This window comes from Streptomyces sp. NPDC001634 (assembly GCF_040298185.1).
In the GTDB taxonomy this organism is placed as follows: Bacteria; Actinomycetota; Actinomycetes; order Streptomycetales; family Streptomycetaceae; genus Streptomyces.
The window spans coordinates 1-22,058 of record NZ_JBEOZU010000006.1; the positions used below are offsets into that span (position 1 = coordinate 1).

The 22,058-nt window shown below is 69.8% G+C and carries 15 protein-coding genes, 1 tRNA gene and 3 pseudogenes; 11 read left to right on the forward strand and 8 right to left on the reverse strand.

The window, feature by feature from the left end:
- On the forward strand, positions 1-462 hold a 462-nt coding region (locus tag ABT186_RS05370), incomplete at its 5' end, for a hypothetical protein (RefSeq protein WP_351923821.1).
- 129 nt (positions 463-591) lie between these two features.
- Here the strand turns inward: ABT186_RS05370 and ABT186_RS05375 are convergent.
- A pseudogene (locus ABT186_RS05375) lies at positions 592-825 on the reverse strand (IS256 family transposase); the annotation flags it as partial.
- Positions 826-1,025: 200 nt separating this feature from the next.
- Positions 1,026-1,160 (reverse strand): annotated as a pseudogene (locus ABT186_RS47900) (IS110 family transposase); the annotation flags it as partial.
- 378 nt (positions 1,161-1,538) lie between these two features.
- Between ABT186_RS47900 and ABT186_RS05380 the strand changes: the two are divergent.
- Both ABT186_RS05380 and ABT186_RS05385 read left to right on the forward strand, forming a co-directional pair.
- The gene (locus tag ABT186_RS05380) at positions 1,539-1,751 is read left to right on the forward strand and encodes a hypothetical protein (RefSeq protein ID WP_351228790.1); all 213 of its coding nucleotides are present in this window, start codon (positions 1,539-1,541) and stop codon (positions 1,749-1,751) included.
- Between the two features lie 45 nt (positions 1,752-1,796).
- Positions 1,797-2,290 (forward strand): annotated as a pseudogene (locus tag ABT186_RS05385) (tyrosine-type recombinase/integrase); the annotation flags it as partial.
- A gap of 68 nt (positions 2,291-2,358) precedes the next feature.
- Here the strand turns inward: ABT186_RS05385 and ABT186_RS05390 are convergent.
- Together ABT186_RS05390 and ABT186_RS05395 are read right to left on the reverse strand one after the other, a co-directional pair.
- Positions 2,359-2,434 (reverse strand) — tRNA-Arg (locus ABT186_RS05390).
- Positions 2,435-2,758: 324 nt separating this feature from the next.
- On the reverse strand, positions 2,759-4,486 hold the full coding sequence (locus ABT186_RS05395) for an acyl-CoA dehydrogenase family protein (protein ID WP_351923702.1): 1,728 nt from the start codon (positions 4,484-4,486) through the stop codon (positions 2,759-2,761).
- Positions 4,487-5,072: 586 nt separating this feature from the next.
- Between ABT186_RS05395 and ABT186_RS05400 the strand changes: the two genes are divergently transcribed.
- From ABT186_RS05400 to ABT186_RS05410, 3 genes are all read left to right on the forward strand, one after another.
- Positions 5,073-5,765: a ScbR family autoregulator-binding transcription factor gene (locus tag ABT186_RS05400; RefSeq protein WP_351228794.1), complete on the forward strand. Its 693-nt coding sequence runs from the start codon at positions 5,073-5,075 to the stop codon at positions 5,763-5,765.
- A 204-nt stretch (positions 5,766-5,969) separates the two neighbouring features.
- Positions 5,970-7,202 carry a cytochrome P450 family protein gene (locus ABT186_RS05405; RefSeq protein ID WP_351228796.1) on the forward strand — a complete coding sequence of 411 codons (1,233 nt, stop codon included), beginning with the start codon at positions 5,970-5,972 and terminating at the stop codon, positions 7,200-7,202.
- Between the two features lie 105 nt (positions 7,203-7,307).
- Positions 7,308-7,940 carry a TetR family transcriptional regulator gene (locus ABT186_RS05410; RefSeq protein ID WP_351228798.1) on the forward strand — a complete coding sequence of 211 codons (633 nt, stop codon included), beginning with the start codon at positions 7,308-7,310 and terminating at the stop codon, positions 7,938-7,940.
- A 32-nt stretch (positions 7,941-7,972) separates the two neighbouring features.
- Here ABT186_RS05410 and ABT186_RS05415 read toward each other — a convergent pair whose 3' ends face one another.
- Positions 7,973-9,640 carry an IclR family transcriptional regulator domain-containing protein gene (locus ABT186_RS05415; protein ID WP_351228800.1) on the reverse strand — a complete coding sequence of 556 codons (1,668 nt, stop codon included), beginning with the start codon at positions 9,638-9,640 and terminating at the stop codon, positions 7,973-7,975.
- Between the two features lie 485 nt (positions 9,641-10,125).
- On the reverse strand, positions 10,126-11,403 hold the full coding sequence (locus ABT186_RS05420; protein WP_351228802.1) for a M6 family metalloprotease domain-containing protein: 1,278 nt from the start codon (positions 11,401-11,403) through the stop codon (positions 10,126-10,128).
- Positions 11,404-11,695: 292 nt separating this feature from the next.
- On the opposite strand from ABT186_RS05420, the gene ABT186_RS05425 reads away from it, so the two are divergent.
- Together ABT186_RS05425 and ABT186_RS05430 are read left to right on the forward strand one after the other, a co-directional pair.
- Positions 11,696-12,340, forward strand: coding sequence for a TetR/AcrR family transcriptional regulator (locus tag ABT186_RS05425; protein ID WP_351228804.1), 645 nt, complete (start codon positions 11,696-11,698; stop codon positions 12,338-12,340).
- 344 nt (positions 12,341-12,684) lie between these two features.
- Positions 12,685-14,223: an MFS transporter gene (locus ABT186_RS05430; RefSeq protein WP_351228806.1), complete on the forward strand. Its 1,539-nt coding sequence runs from the start codon at positions 12,685-12,687 to the stop codon at positions 14,221-14,223.
- 179 nt (positions 14,224-14,402) lie between these two features.
- Here the strand turns inward: ABT186_RS05430 and ABT186_RS05435 are convergent, their stop codons facing one another.
- On the reverse strand, positions 14,403-14,906 hold the full coding sequence (locus ABT186_RS05435; RefSeq protein WP_351228808.1) for a MarR family winged helix-turn-helix transcriptional regulator: 504 nt from the start codon (positions 14,904-14,906) through the stop codon (positions 14,403-14,405).
- A 113-nt stretch (positions 14,907-15,019) separates the two neighbouring features.
- Here ABT186_RS05435 and ABT186_RS05440 point away from each other — a divergent pair, with 113 nt between their 5' ends.
- Positions 15,020-15,826: a dioxygenase family protein gene (locus tag ABT186_RS05440; protein ID WP_351923704.1), complete on the forward strand. Its 807-nt coding sequence runs from the start codon at positions 15,020-15,022 to the stop codon at positions 15,824-15,826.
- 80 nt (positions 15,827-15,906) lie between these two features.
- Positions 15,907-19,902, forward strand: coding sequence for a wHTH domain-containing protein (locus ABT186_RS05445; RefSeq protein ID WP_351923706.1), 3,996 nt, complete (start codon positions 15,907-15,909; stop codon positions 19,900-19,902).
- Here ABT186_RS05445 and ABT186_RS05450 read toward each other — a convergent pair.
- Positions 19,899-20,417, reverse strand: a complete 519-nt coding sequence (locus tag ABT186_RS05450) for a GNAT family N-acetyltransferase (protein WP_351923708.1) — start codon at positions 20,415-20,417, stop codon at positions 19,899-19,901. The two genes, ABT186_RS05445 and ABT186_RS05450, sit on opposite strands and share 4 nt — an antisense overlap.
- 170 nt (positions 20,418-20,587) lie before the next feature.
- Between ABT186_RS05450 and ABT186_RS05455 the strand changes: the two genes are divergently transcribed.
- Complete coding sequence (locus tag ABT186_RS05455; protein WP_351228814.1) at positions 20,588-21,586, forward strand: sigma-70 family RNA polymerase sigma factor; 999 nt, start codon at positions 20,588-20,590, stop codon at positions 21,584-21,586.
- Positions 21,587-22,058 lie beyond the last annotated feature (472 nt).

A 22,058-nucleotide genomic window follows, 5' to 3' on the forward strand; every position in this document is an offset into this window, starting at 1 on the left:
CCACCCCCCAGATCATGGTCAACAGGGGGGACCAGTCATGCCGGGCCCGGAGGCCGGGAACCCCATTGCGGGGCCGATCAAAAAGGTAATGGGGGAGTACGCGCCCACCGCTACGACTCGCGGCCACACTGGGATGAGGAGATCGCCGACGGCACACCCGAGGATGCCGACCCCGCCGCGTTCCTGGACTTCGCGGCCGGCCCCGTGGACAGCCACCGCTTGGCCTGTGCGCTCGCGGACACTCCGATCGACGTCGAGGACATGGACGTTGACGGCGAACCGGGCTACGTCTGGGCCCAGGCCCTGCACTGGGACGTGCTGTGCGCGCTCGGCCACCCGGACCAGGTGATCCTGCGCGCGCAGTGGGACTACTTCCACGTACGCCGCGAGCCGCAGGCGTTCGGGAAGGTGCTGGACAGCACCGAACTCGTCGTCCTGGGTACGACCGATCGACCGTTCTGAAGTCCCACCAGCCCGCGCCGCCCCACCTGTCGCACTTTCCCCGGGTAGCCCCGGCCGACAACGCGCCCGGCGCCGGGAAGCTCCCCACTACGTTGAACGCCGGACCGAATGGGGCGACGAGCATGCCTGGCCGTTTTCAAGGATCCTCATCAGCACCTCGCTGATCTTCGGGGACTTGCGGCACCAAGGCGGCAGGATCGCGGAGGAGAACTGCTTGCGCTCGCCCGAGGCCTCGTCGACGCGCTTGCCGTTCACCCGTGGTGCCTTCACCTCGACCGCCCCGGCCGCGGTCGTGACCTTCCTCGGCTGGTGATAGCCGTTGCGGACCACCCGGCGGCGCCCGTGCTCGTCGCGCTGACCGGCCAACTTGCCGCACCATCTGTCGTTAGCAGCCGGACAGACCAACTCAAGGACAGCCCAGCAGGACGTCAGTCAGTGCCCGAGCCACGACCACCAGAACCTGCCTAGCAATATCAATGATCCGTTCCTTTTGGCGATATCCGGGCGCCGATGAAATACGTAGGTCGGCGGAGTCTGATTCGAAAATCTAACGTTCCCGCAGGTCATCCCACTTCCGCTGATTGGAGGGACACCTGATAACCGAGCATGTTGAGCTGGCTGACCAGGCGCCGTGTCTGGCGTGCCCGGCCGGTTCGCTGGAGGAAGTAGTCCGCTCCGAGATCGGCGTACTCAATGACCGAGTCAAGCTGCACTGAGGTGCGATCAGCAGCCGAAGAAGTGAAGGCCAGGGTCTCTGACCTGCGACCGCGTGATTGGCCAACGCTGTGACCTGCGACTTAGCCGTCGGCGGTTGTCAGCGTTGGTCGTCGTTGAGCGCCCCCGCACGGCCCAGGGGCGGCCCGAGCGGGGGCGTCGCGTGTTGCTGAGGCATGCCGGGCATGTCAGACGATCTATTCAGGGCGGTGACGGCTAAGGGCCTGTCCGACGGGTCGCGTCACCGACCCCACACCTGGCAGTCCTGTCACCCGAATGGCGCAACATGACGTGCCACCCACATGGGTGAAGATCAAGCTGGCTAGTGCCCCAACCGAGGCAATCCGCGAAAGGGGAACCACATGCGCAGTCGACGAATCCTCGCCGCCGTCATCGCCACGGCAGCCCTCGCCGGACTCGGCCTCACAGGCGCCGCCGCCGCCACCGCCGCCACCTCACAGAGTGCCTCCGTCGTCAGCCCTGGCCAGTGCCGGGACGGCGGCGGAACGCCCCGGATCGACTTGCCGGGCAACCCCTGCGTGGGCGGTAAGTACGACGGGCAGTCGGTCGACTAAAACCCACAAGGCGCCCCGCAGCCACGGCGCGCGGGGCGCTCCCACCTCGACAACCGCGTGCTCTACGTCCGCCACCAGGTCCAGCGCCGCCGTGGCGTCCTCTACGACGACGATCCCAAGAGCCGCCGTCGCCGAGCGTCCCGCTGCCCGCCCTCTGCATCGCGCCGTTGCGCTGGCATCGCATGCGGCAGGCGGGCGCCCGCGCCAAGGCGGGGGAGAGGTGGCAGGAGTCCGACTACGTCTTCGCCACCCGCACCGGCCGCCCCGTCGAGCCGCGCAACCTCTACCGCTCCTTCACCCGCGTCGCCGAGTCAGCCGGCCTCCGCGTCATCCGCCTGCACGACGCCCGCCACGGCACCGCCACCCTCCTCACGGCTGCCGGAGTCGCGCCTCGCGTCGTGATGGAGATCCTTGGGCACTCCCAGATCAGCATCACCATGGACGTGCACACGCACGTCGTGCAGGACACCCAGCGGGAAGCCATGAGCCACATGGACCGGCTGCTCAGGAACAGCAAGAGGCGCCCCGGTCGTGAGTGACCGCCCACGTTGATGTCAAAAGTGGATGTCAAAGGCCCCGGACCATGATCGGTCCGGGGCCTTTTGCCTGGTGCCCCCGGCAGGATTCGAACCTGCGACACCCGCTTTAGGAGAGCGGTGCTCTATCCCCTGAGCTACGAAGGCGTGTGGTCGGCCGACCGGGCCGGGCGTCCTTGGGGTGCGCCGCGGGTGGGTAGCCGACCGGTGACAGCCTAGCGGATACCCTGCGTGGTGGTCGCACCGGTTCTGTCGCAGTCGTGTCTTCGGTCCGTTCAGCCTGCGCTCCGATCCGTGCAGGGGCCGTGCCCCTGTGCCGACCGCCGGCTTCTCCCCGCCGTTGCGTGTAGCCCCTGCGCGACGCGGTAGGCCTGGGCCCCGCCCGGCGTTGCCATGTGCGCGGCATGCGGCGCCCCGTAACCGACAGTCATCAGGCGTGTGCAATTGGTCGTCAGTATGTCGGCCCGGCCCTCAGTGCTGCACCGGCGACGGCTTCGGCGTCTCTTCCTCTTCTGCCAACCAGCCGATCGACCCTCCACTCGCGATCGGAATCGCCGACAACATCTCCGCCGGGAAGTCGAACGCGTCCACCAGGGTCATCATCTGCGGCGCGAGGTCGGCCACGGTCGTGTCCAGTGTCTTCGGCAGGGTCCTTACCTGGTCCGGCGTCAGATGGCCCTCGGCCAGCAGGTCGCCGGTGTGGTTGCGGATCTGGTGGAGCAGGAACAGGCGGCACAGGGAGTGGAGGAGGGCGCGGGTTCCCGGGGCCGTCGCCCGGTCGGCCGCCGTGGTGAACGCGTCCGCGGCCTGGAGGCGGGCGTGGGCGGAGACCATCTCCAGGGCGGCTTCCGAAGTGACGTTCCAGCGGCCGAGCGGGTCGTCGGAGGGGCCCTCGCGCAGGGCCGTGCGGGCCCGGGTCTGCCAGATCGTCTCGACCTGGGCGAGCAGGCCGCGGAGGTGGGGGAGGTCGGAAAGGTCTCCCGGCGGTCGCGCGTCCGGGGGCGCCGACCGGTGGCCGAAGACCATCTCGGAGGCGGCCTTGACCCAGATCACCAGGTTGTCGCCCTCGGCGGTGATGCCGCCCTCGATGTTCGCCGACAGCTCCGAGATGCCGTTGGCGGGGAACAGGCCCTGTGCGCCGCAGCGTTCGCGGCACTCGGTGGTGATTCGGCGCGCCTGCCAGGTGATCCAGCCCTTGGTGATCGCCGCGAGCCGCTCGACCTCCTCACGGTCCTCCTCGGTGTGCGCGGCGAACCGGTCCACGACCGTGCGGTGCAGGAACGTCATCGCGTACGCCGTCGCCAGCGCGTCGAGCAGCCGGCTGTGGTGGCTGCGATGCGCGGCGAGCGCTATGCGTTCGCCGGTACCGGTCCCGGCGATCAGACGGCTGTGGGCGTGGCGGACCGCGATGGTGAGCGCGGCGCGGGCCATGCCCAGGGTGCCGGCGCTCATGCACAGCTTGCCCATGGTGACCCGGTTGATGGAGCGCAGGAACCGCTTGCGTCTGTTGCCCAGGTTGCTCGTCAGCATGCCGTCGTGGTCGAGGCGGCCGTGGTCCGCCTGCAGAAGTGCCTCGCGCGGAAGCCACTTGTGCTCGAAGGCCGTGAGGGCGTGGTCGACCGGGGTGCCCGTGCGCTCCGGCAGCCGGCGGACCGTGACCCCGGGCAGGTGTCCGTTCTCGTCGCTGAGCGGCGTGAGGAAGAGAAAGATGCCCTGGTCGTTGTCGTCCACGATGAGCCGGGCCGCTACGACCGCGCTCTTGGGGCCGCCCGTGAGGCTGGTGTTGGGCATGAACTTCTGCGCGCCGGGCGTCGGCGTGTGCAGGTGGAAGCCGCCGCTCGTGCGGTCCAAGACCGCCACGGTCTCCATCGCCGCCACATCGTTGCCATGCTCAAGCTCCGTGCACAGAAACGTTCCTGTGTGCTGGAGCGAGGCGAAGGCGGACAGGTCGCGACCCGCGTCGTCGTGGTCGACGAGGCTGCCCAGGAACAGGTTGTAGTGGATGCTCGCCAGGGTCGTCAGCCCGCCGTCCACGGGGCCGATCCACTCGTGCAGTGCCGCCAGCCGGTGTGGGTCCGCCGCGAACCCGATCGGGTCGTCGACAGTGTCGTTGAGGAGGCGCAGGCGGTCGTACGAGAGGGTCGTCCGCTCGGTGGGGGAGAGGCCGGGCCGGAACGCGAAGGCGCGGCCGGAGATCATCCTGCGCCAGGTGCCGTGCGTACGCTCGCGGCTCTCGCCCTCGAAGAGGAGGTCGGCCAGTTCGGCGGCTGCCGAGTGTCCCGTGGCGCATGGGAGTGAGTCCTGAGAGTCCTCCGAGTACCGCAGGTTCTGTAAGTTCCGCGGGGCCCATGGGTCCTGCGAGCCCCATGAGCCCCATGAGTCCCACGAGTCCCGTGACTCCTGTGAGTCCCATGAGTCCTGTGAGTCCCGCGAACCCGGTGAGCCGGTCTGGTTCGGCGCGTCCCTCGCGTCCGCCGGGGCTGTCGCGTGCGTCGCGTCTCTGGCGCCCGTTGTGCCTGTCGCTTCGGTCGCTTCGGTCGCTTCGGTCGCTTCGGCCGCTTCGGGCTCTTTCGTTTCTCCCGTTTCCAAGACCTCGTGCGTCATGGTCGTCATCGTGAGCTTCCCCCTGGTGTGGGTTCGGTCAGGTGTGAAGCACGGGACTGAAGATACGTACCATCCGGTTTTGTTTTCAACCCCTCCCCGTACTCCTTCCGGATGTCAGCGTTGTTGAAAAACCGTACGGCTGGTTTTATCGTCCGAAGACGACGGCAGAGAGGACTCTCTTGTGGCGCGGCAGGAGCGGGCCATTCGGACGCGGCAGGCGATCCTGGTTGCCGCGGCCGAGGTGTTCGACGAGGTCGGATACGAGGCGGCGACGATCTCCGACGTGCTGGAGAGGTCGGGGGTCACCAAAGGTGCCCTCTACTTCCACTTCGCGTCGAAGGAGGAGCTCGCCCAGGCGGTCCTGGCCGCGCAGGTCTCCTCGCTGCCGCGCGTCCCGGAGCAGGCTCTGAAGCTGCAGGAGTCGCTGGACGAGGCGTTGCTGCTGGCTCATCTGCTCATGAAGGGCACCGGTGACCCGATCGTCCAGGGCAGCGTGCGCCTGACCGTGGATCAGGGATCGCCCAAGGACCACCTCAACCGACGGGTCCCGATGCAGGCATGGACCGAGCACACGGAGGCTGTGTTCGAAGAGGCCAGGCGGAGGGGGGAGATCCTGCCGCACGCCGATGTTCCCGCGCTGGCCAAGCTGTTCGTCGGCGGGTTCACCGGCGTTCAGGTCCTTTCGCGGATCATGACCGAGCGGGCGGATCTGGCCGAGCGCGTGGCCGACCTCTACCGGCATCTGATGCCGTCCGTCGCCATGCCGGGGGTCCTGGTCCGTCTGGACTTCTCCCCTGAGCGGGGTTCGAAGGTGTACGAAGCCGCCGTACGGCAGCGTGAGTTGGAAGCAGAAGCGGCGGATCAGGCGGAGTGACGTCCGGACGGCATGCAGCCTGCACGCTTCGGCGGCGGCCCCGCGTGCCATGGTGCCACCGAGCCTCGATGGCGGCCCGGCGTGCCTCGGTGCCACCGCGCCTCGGCGGCAGGCTGCCGTCCCGCCGTGGCTCCGCGTCACGCCGGCTCCGTGCCGCTGGGCGCAGACCGGCCGTAAGACCGACCAACCGAACGGAGTGCACGGATGGACATGACCGCATGCCCGTACGCCCTCGACGTGACCGGGCGGGACCTGGCCGGCGAGACCGGGAAGCTGCGGGCGCAGGGGCCGGCCGTCGAGGTGATGCTGCCGGGCGGGGTGCGCGCCTGGGCTGTTGTGCGGCAGAAGTACGTCAAGCAGCTCCTCATGGACTCCCGGGTGTCGAAGGACGCCCGGCAGCACTGGCCCGACTTCGTCGAGGGCCGTATCGGCGAGGAGTGGCCGCTGTACCCGTGGGTCGCGAACGAGAACATGCTCTTCGCCTACGGAGAGCGCCATGCGCGGCTGCGCCGGCTGGTCGCCGCCGCGTTCACCGCCCGGCGCACGGAGGCTCTGCGGCCCCGTGTCGAGGAGATCACCGGGGCGCTGCTCGACGAGCTGGCCGCGGTGCCCCACGGTGAAGCGGTCGATCTGCGGGCCCGGTTCGCCAAGGTGCTGCCCATGCGGGTGATCTGCGAGCTGTTCGGTGTCGCCGAGGAAGCACGCGAACCGTTGTGTACGGCACTGGAGTTGGTGTTCGGTACGGCGGTTCCCGGTGACGAGATGGCCGCGGCGCAGGTGAGGGTGTTCGGGATGCTGGCCGAGCTTGCCGCCGAGAAGCGGGCGAGCCCGCGCGACGATCTGACGACGGCTCTGATCGAGGCCCGCGACAGCGACGACGGCCGGCTGACCGAGCAGGAACTCCTCGGCACGCTCTATCTGATGATCGCCGCCGGGCAGGAGACGACCTGCACGCTCATCACCAACGCCATCGGCGCGCTGTGCGCCCACCCGGAGCAGCGCGCGCACCTGCTCGAGGGCCGCGCCGACTGGGCCGAAGCGGTTGCCGAGACGCTGCGCACGCACAGCCCCGCAGCGTATTCGCCCATGCGGTTCGCGGTCGAGGACATCGAGCTGGACGGCGTACTCATCAAGAAGGGCGACCCGATCCTGGTCTCCTTCGCCGGAGCGGCCTCCGACCCCGCGGCTTACGGGGACGACGTAGGCGTCTTCGATGTGCTGCGGACGGGCCGGCGGGACGACCTGGGCTTCGGCTACGGCGTGCACCGTTGTCTGGGGGCGCCGTTGGCCCGGCTGGAGGCGACCTCCGCGCTGGCGGCGCTCTTCACTCGATTCCCGGATCTGGAGTCTGTAACTCCGATTCATGCGGTCGAGCCGGTGCAGTCCTTCATCATCCATGGATACGGGGCGCTGCCCGTCGTGCTGCGGCCGAACTGAACCGGGAGGTCCGCCTGTTCAGGACCCTCTTTGCAGATGCATGCTCCCTGGCAAACCGCATGCGCGGTTTGTTAAGCTCCCGATCCCGGCAGTACGGAGCGTTTGATGGCCAAGCAGGAACGTGCGTTACGAACGCGCAAAGTCTTGATCGAGTCCGCCGCCGAGCTCTTCAGCCGGGACGGCTTCGAGGTGGTCACGCTGGCGGCCATCAGCACCAGAGCCGGGGTCAGCAACGGCGCGCTGCACTTCCACTTCCCCAGCAAGGCCATCCTCGCCGCGGCGGTGCGCGAGGAGGCGGCCCAGCGCTTCGAGCGGATCATCTCCGGAGAGCGGCCGCCGCCGCAGTTCGGCGGCTCGCTCCAGGCGCTCGTCGACACGAGCCACGCCCTGCTGCAGAGCCTCGGCCATGACGCCGTCCTGCGCGCCGGGTTCGGCCTCGGGGACGGCGCGGCGGGCGTCGGCGGTGGCCGGGACCTCCACAAGCGCTGGCACGCATGGGTGGACGACGCCGTCGCCCGGTCCGCGCACGAGGGGCTGCTCTCCGACGTGTCCCCCCGGGACCTGGTGGCCACGGTGGTCGGCGCGACTGCCGGCTTCGCCGCACTCGGCGGGCACGACGTGCGCTGGCTGTCGCGCACCACCCTCACCCGCTTCTGGACGCTGCTCCTGCCGCGTATCGCCTCGGGGCAGGGGCTGCGGGGAGTGGTGGCCGCCGGAAGGCAGGCGGAGGCGAGCTGAACCAGCCACCGCGGGCCGCCCGAGCGGGTCCGTCAGCCGCTCGGCACCTTCCTGAACCGGCCCGCCACGTGCAGGTCCGCCTCGATGCGGCTCGCCGTCGCGCGCAGCTCCGGCAGCACCTCGGTCACGCACTCCTCGGCCGTACGGCGGCTGCTGTGCATGGCGACGTTGACCGCCGCCACCACCCGGCCCCCGCGGTCCCGCACCGGCACCGCGATCGACCGGAGCCCTTCCTCCAACTCCCCGTCGACCAGGGCGTATCCCTGGCGCCGTACGCGATCCAGTACGGCCCTCAGCTCGCCCGGGTCCGTGACCGTCCGGGCCGTCAGCGCGGCCGGCTCGGGCAGCGACGGCTCCGGCAGGTCGGCCAACATCACGCGGCCCATTGACGTCGCATACGCCGGCAGCCGGGTCCCCACGGTGACGTTGACGCTCATGATGCGGCTCGGGGCCACCCGGGCGGTGTACTGGATGTCGTCACCCGTCAGCACCGCGAACGAGGCCGACTCGTGCACCAGCTGGGAGAGTGCGTTCAGGTGCGGGGTCGCGATGTCCGACAGCGTCGTCCGGGACAGCGGCGGGAAGCCGAGGCCCAGGACGCGCGGGGTGAGCCGGAAGACCCTGTCGTGCGCGGTGACGTACCCGAGGTGCTGCAGCGTGATCAGCGCCCGGCGCGCCGTCGCACGCGCCAGCCCCGTCGCCTCCGCGACCTCGGTCAGCGTCAGCTCGGAGCGCCCCTCCCCGAACGCCGTGATCACCGTCAGCCCGCGGGCCAGCGACTCCACGAACTCCCGGCCCAGCTCCTGCTTGGACGCCCCCGTCCAGGTCGCGAGCCCGGACGGGGCGGTGGGCAGGGCGGGCGGCGCCTCGCGCAGCTCCCGCTCCATCACCGCGACCGCAGTGCGCAGCCGCGGCAGCAGCGCCCGGCGCAGATCGTCCGCCGAGTGCCGGCTGGTGTGGCTCACCACGCTGACCACACACGCGATCCGTCCGCCGTCCTCCCGTACGGGCATCGACAGCGCCACCAGACCCGGCTCGATCAACTGGTCGTCCAGCGCCCACCCCTGCGCCCGCGCCTGCTCCGTGCGCTCCTCGAAGTCGGCGCCCAGGGTGCCCTCGTCGGATCCGTCGAGCGGGCGGCTGCGGGCCGGCACCGCCGGGAAGCCGCGGTCCTCGGGGTCCGCGGCCCGCCGCTCGTGCCACCGCTTCCAGTCCGCGTCGTCCCACTCCGTCGCGAACAGCGGCCCGGGCGCGGTCCGTTCGGCGGGCAGCAGATCGCCGATGCGGAAGCTCAGCGACATCGCGCGGCGCCGGGTCGCCTGGTGGATGAAGCGGATGCCGTCGCGGTCGGCCACGGCGAGCGACACCGACTCGTCCAGCTCGTCGGCGAGCGCGTCCGCGTGCGGGTCGAGCAGCCCCGGCAGCCGCAGGGCCGCCAGGTAGGCGTTGCCCAGCTCCATCAGCCGCGGCGCGAGAACGGCGTCCCGTCCGTCGAGCCGGACGTACCCCATGCGCGCGAGCGTCGCCGTGATCCGGTCCACCGTGGACCGGGCGAGCCCGCTGGCCCGCTCCAGCGCGCTGAGGCTGCAGATGCCGTCGGCGTCGGTGAGCCGGCGCAGCACGGTGAGCCCGCGCATGAGGGGGGCGACGGCTTCGGGTGGTACGGCGCTGTCCGGGGCCGGGGTGACGTTCAGGGGCATGGGGTCACGGTAATGCGCGGGTCGCCGCATCCGCCGCGTTCACATGCGCCGTACGGAGGCCGAGGGCCCGGCCTCCGTGCGGGGTCGGCCGCCTCGGCCTCCGTGCGGGGGCGGGGTGCCTCGGCCTCCGTGCGTGGGCGGGTTGCCTCTGGCTCGGGTGCGTGGGCGGGTTGCCTCTGGCTCGGGTGCGGGGGCGGGGTGCTCCTGGCTCGGGTGCGGGGGCGGGGTGCTCCTGGCTCGGGTGCGTGGGCGGGTTGCCCCTGGCCCCGGTGCAGGGGCCGGCTGTCCTGGCCTCCGTGCGCGGGTCGGCGGGCCGCCGCTCCGACCTCCCTGCGCGGGCCTGCCCTCGGCGTCGGTACTTCGGGCCTGCCCTCGACGTCGGTACTTGAAGTGCCTCCCGGCTCCGGGGTCGCGGCTCGTCGGGAGTGGAAGGTGCGGACCCGCCCCCGTACCCCCAGGCGCCCGTCATCCCCCCGGCCGTCCCCTCACCTCCGCGTCACATGCACCCGATAGTTCCCGGACGGATCCGACCCCACCACCGTGATCACGACCCCCGTCTTCGCGTCCTTGAAGGTCTCCCCGGGGGCGAACGGCGCGTCGGACAGTTCGGCCTGGACGTTCGGGCTGCGGGTGCAGCCCCCGCTGTTGCGCTGGGAGTCGTAGACCGTGATGGGGCCGCTGCCCGTGTCGACGTCCGCGTCGACCTTGTAGATGAGGATGCCGGGTCGGCACACCGCCTCGTCGTTGCCCTCGCGGGTGCGCAGTTCGAGGGCGAAGCCGGACCGGGAGTTGATCGGTACGAAGACCAGCTTGCGGCCGCCGGGGCGGCCCAGCGGGGTCAGTATGTACTCGGTGGTGCCCGCTGTGGTCGCACAGCCGACCTGGGAGTCGTCGAGCCAGCCGAGCTTCCACTTGTGCCAGCCGAGCAGGTCGTTGTCGGCTCCCCAGTCCTCGCTCATGATGTCCCAGTGCCCTACGGCACCCCCGCCCTCCTGGGTGTAGAGGTCCGGCAGCCCGAAGACATGGCCGTTCTCGTGCGGCAGGACCCGGTAGCCGGTCAGGGCGTAGGAGCCTGAGCCGTCGTCCTGGCGGCTGTAGATGAAGGACGCGTTCGAGATCGGCACGCCGTCGGCGACGGGCGCGTCGGTGTTGCCCGCGAAGGTCACCGACAGCACGGTGTCCAGGGCGGCGGGCCCCGCATTCGGGGTGATCAGCACGTTCACTATGTCGTAGTGGTGGAAGTCCACCTGCGGGCCGACGGCTTCCACGATGTCCTGGATCAGTTGGCGGTAGCCGGGGTCGAAGGGGGCGCCCCGTTCTATCCCGTACGCCTTGAACGGCTTGGGCATGCGCAGCCAGTGGCCGATCGGGGCCTCCTGGCGATAGTCGAGGCGGCCGTAGGAGCTGGTGGCGAACCACTTCTGCGTCTGCGGGAAGAAATCCGCGACGCGGTCGAGCGCGCTGCCCTGGCCGGGCGCGTCGGAGAAGTCGACCATCAGGTTCAGGGCGTGGACGGTGCCGGTGGAGCGGGCGTAGCCGGAGGCGGTCGGGATGCCTTCCGACATCTGGACGCCGAGGCGGCCGTGGATCATGCAGGGGCGGAGCGCCGAGGAACGGGCCGGTGCGATCGGGCCCGCCGTCGCGGAGCCTGCCGTCAGGTGTCCCGTGGTGGCGGAGGTGGAGACTGCCAGCGTCAGGGTGGTCACCGAGGCGAGCGTGGCGACGCGGCGCGGGCGTATCCGGCGGCGGGTGGACAACGGCATGCAGTGGCCCTTCACTCCACGGCAGCCGCCGGTCTCCGGCTGCACCCTTGCGATCACCCTGTGTCGAGGGGTGTGCGGACGCGCGCTGGAGGAGACCGAACGAGGGGGCACTCCGATGGCCGTCACCCGGAATCCCGAAGCCTTGAAGTGTGATCCAGGTCACGAGAAATCGCTGCCGGACCGGGAAATAACCGGGGACCGAATCCCCGTTTAGACCTGTGTCCGACCGAAACGGGGATTCAATCCCCGGATCGAACCCAGGAACACACCCAGCTCACCCGAGGAGTACGCCGTGCAGACCGCGACCCCCGTACAGCGCCGAGTGACCCGGCCTCGTGCCGATGCCCTGCGCAACCGGGAGCGGATCGTCACCGCCGCCCGGGAGATGTTCGTCGAGTACGGCCCCGATGTGCCGTTCGACGAGATCGCCCGCCGGGCCGGCGTCGGCAACGCCACGGTGTACCGCAACTTCCCCGATCGCGACGCGCTCGTCCGCGAGGTCGTCTGCTCGGTCCTGGACCGCACGTCCGAGGAAGCCGAACGGGCGATCGCCGAGAGCAGCGACGCCTTCGAGGTGCTGGAGCGCTTCGCGCACGCCGCCGCCGATGAGCGGGTCTCCGCGCTGTGCCCGATGGTCTCCAGCACGTTCGACCAGTTCCACCCGGATCTGGAAGCGGCGCGCGAACGGATCGAAGGGCTCATCGAGGAGATCATGGACCGCGCCAAGGCGGCCGGACAGCTCCGTCCCGACGTGGGCGTCGGCGACGTGATGGTCGCGGTGGCGCAGCTCAGCCGGCCCCCGGCCGGTACCGCATGCCTCAGCGCCGACCGTTTCGTGCACCGTCATCTGCAGCTGTTCCTGGACGGGTTGCGGGCCCCCGCCCGCTCCGAACTGCCGGGCACGGCCGTGACCATAAAGGAGCTGCGCCAGTCCTGAGCGATGAGTTCCGCGCACTTCGACCGTCTGTACCGACGGCAGACGTTCCGCACCAGCAGACGTTCCGTACCGACAGACCTTCCGCCATCGACACACGTTCCGTACTGACCGGCCTCCGGCCATCGACACACGTTCCGTACTGACCGGCCTCCGGCCACCGACACACGTTCCGTACTGATCGACCTGCCGTACTGACCGACCTGCCGTACTGACCGACCTTCTGTACTGATCGACCTTCTGTACTGATCGACCTTCCGTACTGATCGACTTCCGGCCGTCACCGTCGACGAGCCGTGTCTTTCGACAGCTTTTTTCCGTCACGAAGTCCCGAAGTGGGTACCCCCATGTCTCAAACGGCCCGAAGTGTCCCCGACGCTTCCGCTGACTCCAATCGCTGGAAGGCGCTCGCCTTCATCGCGCTCGCCCAGCTGATGGTCGTCCTCGACGCGACCATCGTGAACATCGCGCTCCCGTCCGCCCAGAAGGACCTGGGGATATCGGACGGCAACCGCCAGTGGGTCGTGACCGCCTACGCCCTCGCCTTCGGCGGACTCCTCCTCTTCGGCGGCCGGATCGCCGACCTGTGGGGCCGCAAGCGTGCCTTCGTCATCGGCCTGACCGGCTTCGCCGCGGCCTCCGCGCTCGGCGGCGTGGCCCAGAGCGGGGCGATGATGTTCGGCGCCCGCGCCCTCCAGGGCGCCTTCGGCGCCCTCCTTGCCCCGGCCGCTCTGTCCCTGCTGGCGGTGATGTTCACGGACGCCAAGGAGCGTGCCAAGGCCTTCGGCATCTACGGCGCGATCGCCGGTGGTGGCGGCGCCGTCGGCCTGATCCTCGGTGGTTTCCTCACCGAGTACCTGGACTGGCGCTGGACGTTCTTCGTCAACATCCCGTTCGCCGTTGTCGCCGCGGCCGGCGCGTACTTCGTCATCCGTGAGCCGGAGGGCGGCCGCAACCGCTCGCCGCTCGACATCCCCGGCGTGATCCTCTCCACCCTGGGTCTGGTCTCCCTCGTCTACGGCTTCACGCGCGCCGAGTCCGACGGCTGGGGCGACTCCCTGACGATCGGCCTGTTCGTCGCGGCGGCCGTCCTGCTCGCGGCGTTCGTGGTGACCGAGTCCAGGGTCAAGGCCCCGCTGCTGCCCCTGCGCGTGGTCACCGACCGCAACCGCGGCGGCGTCTATCTCTCCCTCGGCCTCGCGATCATCGCGATGTTCGGCACGTTCCTCTTCCTGACCTACTACCTGCAGGTCGTGAAGGGCTACTCGCCGGTCAAGACCGGCTTCGCCTTCCTTCCGATGATCGCGGGCATGATCACGGGTTCCACCCAGATCGGCACCCGGCTGATGACCCGCGTCCCGGCGCGGCTGCTGATGGGTCCCGGCTTCCTGGTCGCCGCCACCGGCATGTTCCTGCTGGCGCAGCTGGAGATCGGTTCGTCGTACGCCTCCACGGTGCTGCCGGCCATGCTGCTGCTCGGCCTCGGTATGGGTACGGCGTTCATGCCGGCCATGTCCCTGGCCACCTACGGCGTGCAGCCGCGGGACGCCGGTGTCGCCTCCGCGATGGTCAACACCTCGCAGCAGGTGGGCGGCGCGATCGGTACGGCCCTGCTGAACACGATCGCCTCCTCGGCGACCACGTCCTACATCAAGGACCACATCGCCACCGCCACGACCAAGCCGCAGCAGCAGCTGGTCCAGCTGCAGGGCATGGTGCACGGCTACGCGAACGCGATCTGGTTCGCCGTCGGCATCCTCGTGGTCGCCGCGGCGGCCGCCCTGACGCTCGTCAACGCCGGCCGCCCGGGCGCCGCGTCCGCCTCCGGCCAGGGTGCGGGCGAGGGTGTCGAGGACGAGGTGCAGGTGCCGGTGGTCGCCCACTGACCGCAACCGCATCTGCCGGGTACCCGCACATCGGCACTTCCGGTACGGAACGTCGCGTACGCGTACGGAACTTCGCGTAGGGACGAGGGGTGGGGACGCCTCGCCCGTACGCCTTCGGGGTCCGCCCCGGCTCCGCCACTCGGCGGGGCCGGGGCGGACCCATGTCCGGGCCGGCGGGATCAGCGCAGCCAGGGCAGGTCCGCGCCCGCCTCCTTCGGCTGGAGTCCCTCCGCGATGATCGTCATGATGTCGCCGAGGGACTTCTGCTGCTCCGGGGTGAGCCGGTCGAAGAGTGCCTGGCGGACGGCCGTCACATGGCCGGGCGCGGTGCGCGCCAGCACCTCGTACCCCTCGTCCGTGAGGACAGCGAGCTGCCCGCGCTTGTCGGAGGGACAGTCCTCGCGCCGCACCCACCCGTTCTTCTCCAGGCGGGCGATGGCGTGCGAGAGCCGGGAGCGCGTGATCTTCGCCCGCATGGCCAGCTCGGTCATCCGCAGCCGCCGACGCGGCGCCTCGGCGAGCTGGACGAGCAGTCCGTAGTACACGTGCGGCATGCCCGCGTCGCGCTGCAGCTGGCGGTCGAGGTGGTCCTCGAGAAGGGTCACGGCGTGCATGTACGCGCGCCAGATGCGCTGCTCCTCGTCGGTGAGCCAGCGTGTGTCTTCAGCGGGTGCCGTCTTCATGTACTCCACTCTACGAGCCCCCTTCTTGAAAATTAAACAAGTGCGGGTTACCCTTCCTCCAGGAAAGCTTGATATTTCAAGTAAGTCTGGTCAGCCGGAAGGGAGCCGCCGCCATGGCCGCCGTCATCGAGGAGCGCACCGCGCCCGAGCGCATGCCCGCCCTCTACCTCAGTCATGGTGCGCCTCCGCTGGCCGACGACCCGATCTGGCCCGGACAGCTTGCCGCCTGGTCCGCCGACCTGCCGCGCCCCAAGGCGATACTCATGGTCTCCGCCCACTGGGAGGAGGCTCCGCTCGCCCTGGGCGCGGTGGAGGCGGTCCCGCTGGTCTACGACTTCTGGGGCTTCCCCGAGCACTACTACCAGGTGAAGTACGCGGCCCCGGGCGCACCCGAACTCGCCGAGTCCGTACGCAAGTTGCTGCGCGCCCCCGGTGTGCCGGTCCAGGACATCCCGGACCGCGGCCTCGACCACGGCGCGTACGTCCCCCTGGTCGAGATGTTCCCCGAGGCCGACATCCCGGTCCTGCAGATCTCCCTGCCGACCCTCGACCCGGTGAAGCTGATGGAGATCGGCCGCAAGCTGGCGCCGCTGCGCGACGAGGGCGTCCTGATCATCGGCTCCGGCTTCTTCACCCACAACCTGGCCGCCCTGCGTCATATGGGCGGGGGAGTGCCGGGCTGGTCGGCGGAGTTCGACGACTGGGGCCACCGCGCGCTGGACGCCGGCGACATCGACGCGCTGCTCGACTTCACCCGCAAGTCCCCGGCGGGCCGCCTCGCCCACCCACGCACGGAGCACTTCGCCCCGCTGTTCGTCACGATGGGCGCGGCGGACGCGACGGGAGAACTGGACGGGCAGCGGTCGGTGATCGACGGGTTCTGGATGGGGCTGGCGAAGAGGTCGGTGCAGTTCGGCTAGACGTCCACGAGGCGGCTGTCCTGCCGGTTTTCCCTGCGTTTTCCCTGCTGGGGCAAGGGAGTTGCTTCTACTCTTGAGAGGTGACGGAGCGGGGCGGGACGGACAACCGGATCAGTGGCGGCACGGTCAACGGGTCGCCCGTCCAGGCGCAGAGCGTGGGATCGGTGGAGATCCACCATCACTATGGCCTGCCGTCCTCGCCCGCGGCTCCGGAAGAGGCGCCCCACCCCTGGGTGAGCCAGGTGGCGCAGCCGTATCTGTGGACGCGTATACCCCAGGACCGCGACAGCGCTCCGACACTCGCGGCGGCCCGGGACATCGCGAGCGTCCTGGCCGCGCTGCACGACGACGGTGAACGGCAACTCGCCGACGACCCATGGTGGGACCGCGGCTTCGCCGGCCGGTTCCTCGGCCACATCGTCCAGTTGGTGTGCAGCGACACGGACGAGGACTGGGACTTCCACCCCGTGGAGGTCCTGCTGCTGACGCTCACCCCGTATCTGTCGCAGACGTTGTGGGTGCGTACCGCGGGGGACCGGGTCGCAGTGCGGCCCGACGACCTGCGGGAGCGAGGCGGGGACGACCTGCGCACCTCGTTCGAGAAGTTCTGCCGCGACGGCCACGAACGTCTTGTCCGCCGGGCCACGCTCGGGCTGCCCAGCCGGCCGGGCGCAGAGTCGGACATCGGCTGGTGGCTGTTCCACCAGTGGCTCGACCACGACCTGCGGGGCCGCACGGACCACTGGGCGGCGTACGAGGACCTGGTGGGCCTGCTGCCGCTGCACGAACCTCCGCTGCGCGACGCGTTCGCCCGCAAAAGGGCCGGGCAGCTCCTGTACGGGCTGCGCCTCCCGCTGTGGGAGATGTGCCGGGACGAGCGGCTGAAAGGGCGCTACGACACGTATCTGGCGGGTGGCAGCCTTCCGGTGCCGCAGAAGCTCCGTCTCAAACGGGTCGCACTGCTGCTGGCCGTGGCCCGTGCCCGAGCCCTGGATGCGCCCGCGCTCCCGGACGACCTGGTGGAGAACCTCGGCATTCCGCACCCGGTGGACCTCGAACAGCTCCGCACGACCGTGGCGGAGGCCGGCTGGACCAGTGAGCACGGATCCATGGTGCTCAAGGCGGACGACTGCCGGCACGAGGCGGTGGTGGAGTCACTGCGCCAGCACGTCGAGCAGGTGGACGGACTGCTGGACGACGTCCATCGCGCGGCACGTGCCGACGAGGAACTGCGGCCGCTGCGGGCGCTGCCCCATCGGGCCCTGGCGGACGGCGTGGAGCCCGCGCGGGACGAGAACGGCCGGTTCATGTTCGAGAGCTACAGCAAGTTCCGGGTCGACCCCCGGCGGGTGCAGACGCTGCTGATGGGCGACCAGCTCTACCGCAGCCCCGGCCTGGCCGTCCGGGAGCTGTACCAGAACGCGCTGGACGCGTGCCGGTACCGGGCGGCGCGCACCAGGTACCTGGAGGAGACACGCGAGGACGGCTTCACCCCGGACGAGGACGGATGGCGGGGGCAGATCCGCTTCAAGCAGGATGTGTCGAACGACGGACGCCCGTATCTCGAGTGCTGGGACAACGGCATCGGGATGGGCGAGTCCGAGCTGACCCGGGTCTTCGCCCGCGCAGGCACGCGCTTCACGGACCTCACGGACGTACGCAACGAACGCGGCAGCTGGGAAGCCGTGGGCATCCGCATGTATCCCGTCAGCCGTTTCGGCATCGGCGTGCTCAGCTACTTCATGATCGCCGACGAGATCGAGGTGGTCACGCGGAAGATGGAGGAGGACGGCTCGACCGGGGAGTGCTACAAGGTCGCGATCTACGGGCCCAACCATCTGTTCCGCATCCAGCCGGTCAACGGCCGCAGGGAAGCGGGGACGACGGTGCGGCTGTATCTGCGGGACAGGGCGCCGTCGTGTGTCCAGGAGCTGAAGCGGCTGCTGGGGTTCGCGGAGTTCGACACGTACGCACGTCACCGGGCGCTCACCGCGGAATGGGAAGCCGGGGAGTTCCGGCTGCGGCAGGAGTGGCGCGCGGACGAAGTGGACGAAGGGGACAGTCTGCGTGCTTACGGCAGGCAGGTGCCCGGAGCGCGGGGAGCGGACGCAGGCCCACCGCAGGTGGTCTGGTGCGAGACGGGCGGCGGTGTACTGGTCGACGGGATCCTTACCAGGCCCACGCGGCGGAGAGGGGTCCTCGCGGATGGGGGAAGGCACAGACGGCGTTACTGGGAGCCGGGGACGCCTCGGAACGAAATCCTGCGCGGAGCTGTCGTAAACCTCACCGGGACGCGCGTTCCCAGGCTCTCCATCGACCGTCTGCAGATCCTCGACGACGTGTCGAAGGACGTGGAGAGCCTGCTGCGGGTCGCTGCGGACGATCTGGCCCGCTCGACGTCCCCGCTGCTCGACTTCGAGTGGGTCGCGCAGGTCGCCGGTTCCAGCCCGAAGGTCGCCGACATCATCATCACGGCGGTCATGAGGGCCGGCCGGGTACTCAGGCTGCCTGGCGGCCGTCCCTTCCGGCCGGCTGAGGTGGGCTTCCTCAAAGAGGACCCGGAGCTGATCGCCTGGAGCAGGGGTGACATGGAAAGCGGTGTGGCCAGTCAGGTGCCGGACCACATCCTGTTGTGGCGTCTCATCGCCCATGGCGAGACGGAGCGACTGGTCGAAGTGGTCCCCGAGCTGTCCGAGGTGGGCGCGCTCCTGCCTGCGATGCCTTCGGACGGCACCGTTTTCGACGACTACGGACTGTGGACCGACTTGGACAGCTGGACACCCGGCTACGTCCTCGAAGTGGCTGTACGGACCGGCATCTCGCCCCGGAACATCGTCCTGCGTGCGTCACGCTTGCACACGACCCCCCTTTCGGCCGACCGGTTCCCGGACGCCGAGCCGGATCCTCTCGACCTGGCACTGCTCAGCCGCCGTCTGGACGGGGGGCCGGGCTGGCTCTCCACCGGCGATCCGGTGCCACTGGAGCACTTCATCGTGGCCCAGCTGCGGCACGGCTTGAGCATCTCCGAGAGCGTCCGACGTCTGGAAGCGTACGGATTCGACGTCTCCCTGGCCTCGGGGCTTCCGGAGATGCTCGGGGAGACCGACCTCGAGCTGTTGAGCGTCGACGGCGACTTCGACGACTGGTGGGGCGCCGAGGATCCGGTTCCGCCCGGGCATGTGCTTGCGGTGGCCGGGCGCACGGGACTCACAGTCGCCGCCGTCTGCGAGAGGTTGCGGCAGTACGGCTTGACCGTCAGCGACCTGCCCGAGCAGCAGGGGCCCGATGACCTGCGACTTCTCAGCTGGAACCTGAAGGCGAGACCTGCGTGGATCAGCCCGCGCGGTACGGTTCCGTACGAGCATCTGCTGACAGCTGCGGAGCTGCTCGGCATGGACGTGTCCGCCGTGGCTGCCGTTCTGCGCGCCTACGGCCTGCATCCGCAGACCGTCCCGCCGACCGAGTGGTCGGAGCCGGAACGATTGCTGCTCAGGGCCGTCCGAGCTCCGGACAGGTGGTCCGGGTCTGTGCCCATCAACTGCTCGCGCTTGTGGGACGCGGCGGAGGAGCTCGGGATCTCACTGACGGCTGTGATGGACCAACTGCGCCGGCTCGGCATGGCCGGCCCGTTGACCTTTCCCGAACAGCCGACAGATCTCGACGAAGCGCTCCTCGTTTCCGGCCTGGCCCTCTGGGACCGTCGAATCGATGAAGCAGACGTCTCCATTCGTGAACTGCTCGTGACCGCGCACAGTGTGGGGAAGGATCCGAGCCTGGTCGCTGAGCGCCTGGTGTCGTACGGACTCAGAGTCCCCGCTTACGAGGAGCTGGAGGCGCACGACATCCGCGACGGCCTGCTCCTGCTCAGCTCCGACCTGGACAGCCAGTCTCCCTGGATCGAACCCGAAGGGCCGGTCCGCCTGGGCCACCTCTGTGGCGCCGCCGGCCGCCTGGGCATCACCATCCCCGAGGCCGCCGACCGCCTCCGCCGCCTCGGCCTGGACGTCCCCGACGTCAGGGACATGATCCGCGCCGCGATGGAGAAACTGCCGGGACGCGACGCCCCGAACCCCTAGAGCTCCTTCTCGTACCAGGCCACATCCCAGTACCGCCCGAACTTCCGCCCCACCTCGCGATACGTACCCACGTGCCGGAAGCCGAAGTGTTCGTGCAGGCGGGCCGACGCCTCGTTCGGCTGGGCGATGCCCGCGTATGCGCGGTGGAGGTCCTCGCCTGCCAGGGCCTCGAAGAGGGCTTTGTAGAGGAGCGTGCCGACGCCGCGGCCCGTCGCGTGCGGGGCGAGGTAGATCGTGACCTCCACCGAGGTCGTGTACGCCGGCTTGGGGCGGAAGGCGCTGGATGTGGCGTACCCCAGAATCTCCTGTGAGCCCGGGGCCACGGCAACCATCAGCCGGTGCGGGCCGTCTTCAGGGTGGGAGAGCAGCCAAGGTCGTCGCTCTTCCGGCGTGAAGACTGCGGTATCGAAGGTGATGGGCGTCTCACGTACGTAGTGATTGTAGATGTCCGTGAGGGCTTCGAGGTCGTCCTCGACTCCTGGTCTGACCTGCGCCTCTGTACGTTCCGGCAACACCGTGCCTCCCTCGTGGCGGGACAGGGTACTGCATGATCAGAAAAATTGAGGCGAGGGTTGGGAATTCTGTCCTGATTCCAGTCGTTGTTTCCATCAGATGCCGGGCACCCGGAAGGGTGTCCGAAGCGTCACAGGACCATCCGCTAGCCCACCATCGCAAGGGAGCACGCATGGCAACCCGTGCCGTCGCCCGTCGCAAGGCCTCCGAAGGCGAGACCGTGGACGCGGCAAACAGTGTTCGCGCCCATGGCGGCGAGATCGCCGATCGCGACCTGGTCGGCATGTACCTCGACGAGATCGCGCGCACACCGCTGCTCGATGCCGCCAAGGAGGTCGAGCTGTCCCAGGTCATCGAGGCGGGCGTGTTCGCGCAGCAGATCCTCGACGGTGAGGAGGAGGCCAAGGCCGAAGCCACCCGCGAGGAGCTTCAGGCCCTGGTCGCGGAGGGGGAGCGGGCGAAGGACATCTTCATCCGTTCGAACCTCCGGCTGGTCGTCGCTGTGGCGCGCCGCTACCCGCGCAGCGGTCTCCCGCTGCTCGATCTGGTCCAGGAGGGCAACGCCGGCCTGGTGCGCGCGGTCGAGAAGTTCGACTACCGCAAGGGCTTCAAGTTCTCGACGTACGCCACCTGGTGGATCCGCCAGGCCATCACGCGGTCGATCGCCGACCAGTCGCGGACCATCCGGCTGCCCGTCCATCTGGTCGAGGAGCTGGGCCGGATTCGCCGCGTCCAGCGCGAGTTCAACCGTGAGAACGGGCGCGAACCCGAGCCGTCCGAGATCGCGGCCGAGCTGGGCTCGACCGCGGAGCGCATCACCGACGTGCTCGACTGGGCGCGCGACCCGGTCTCGCTGAACATGTCGGTGGACGACGAGGGTGAGACGCAGTTCGGTGACCTGCTGGAGGACACGTCGGCGGTGTCGCCGGAGCAGTCGGTGCTCACGCTGCTGCGCAGCGAGGAACTCGACGACCTCATCGGCCGGCTCGACCAGCGCACGGCCTCGATCATCAAGATGCGGTACGGCATCGAGGACGGCCGGGAGCGCACGCTGACGGAGGTCGGCAAGGAGCACGGCCTGACGCGCGAGCGGATCCGGCAGATCGAGAAGCATGCGCTGCTGGAGCTGAAGAAGCTCGCACGGCAGACGGGGTTCGACGCGGCGGCGTAACGGTATCCGCGCGGCCGGGGCGTGATTCCGGCCGGGCGGCGGGCGCCTTGGTCGTAGGACTTGGCGGTGTTCCGTCGCTTCAACCCTCCGGGTCCGGGGCACAAGACCTCCGGGTCCTCCGCAGGCATGGGCCGGGCCGTAGGGTCCGCGCCCCGCAGAGCCGAGTCCCGACGCACTCCCCCCGGCGCCGGGACTCTCCCCGAGCCGGGCTTCGGCGCCACTCCCCCCTGGCGCCGGGGCCCGGCTCCTCCCTGTCCGTGGGCAGGTCTCCCCGTGCCGTTTCCGGGCAGGGGCGGGCTGACGGGTCGCCCCGGACCTGAACCCCGGGGCGGCCCGGATGGCAGATTGTGCCACAGCGGCATAACCTGCCGTTCGTGACCGGTACCAAGCGTGTGACCAGGACTTCGTCCGGCCGCACGGAGCAAGAACCCGAGGGCGCGTCCGCGAGCCGCCGGAGCGTGTCCCGGGACGA